The organism is Pseudomonas sp. P5_A12, from assembly GCF_056400685.1.
In genome coordinates this window covers 1-684 of sequence record NZ_JBFUKU010000622.1, presented here as the reverse complement: position 1 = coordinate 684, position 684 = coordinate 1, and the positions used below count along the sequence as shown (strand labels likewise).

The 684-nt window shown below is 42.0% G+C and carries 1 protein-coding gene; it reads left to right on the top strand.

Annotation, left to right across the window (positions count from 1 at the left end):
* Positions 1-95: 95 nt before the first annotated feature.
* The coding region (locus AC1DSG_RS31550) for a glycosyltransferase (protein ID WP_477794354.1) at positions 96-684 on the top strand (589 nt) is incomplete at its 3' end.

The window sequence follows — 684 nt, the reverse complement described above, 5'->3', positions numbered from 1 at the left end:
GCCCGATGGAGGCCGCTAGAAAAATTGACAGCACACTTAAAATTCTTGGACATCATGTCGAACTAGTCTGCCTTGACGACCCGAATTCAAATTTCATGTCCGACTATCCTGTTAAAGCCCACGCTCTAGGCCCCTCCAAAGGAAGCTATCGGTATAATAAAAAACTTACTTCTTGGCTGAATCAATATGCTGACGCTTTTGATGCAGTAATTGTCGACGGATTATGGCAATACCATAGCTTTGGTGCATGGCGTGCGTTAGCAAAAAAAAACGTCCCGTATTTTGTATTCACACATGGAATGCTCGATCCATGGTTCAAGAAAACTTACCCTCTAAAACATTTAAAAAAATGGCTGTACTGGCCTTGGGCAGAATACAGGGTGCTGCGTGATGCACGAGCTGTATTGTTCACGTGCGAAGATGAAAAAATCTTAGCCCGCGAGACATTTTGGTTATATAACGCTAATGAAGTTGTAACTGCTTTCGGTACCGCAGATACTCCAGAGAATGGAGATTTTCTTTCTAAAAAATTTTTAGAAAGTTACCCTGAGTTAAAAGGAAAACGCCTATTGCTTTATCTCAGCCGCATACATGAGAAAAAAGGGTGTGATCTACTAATTGAAGCTTTCTCACGAGTTGCTAATCAGGATCCAAATTTACAGCTAGTCATCGCAGGTCCTGACC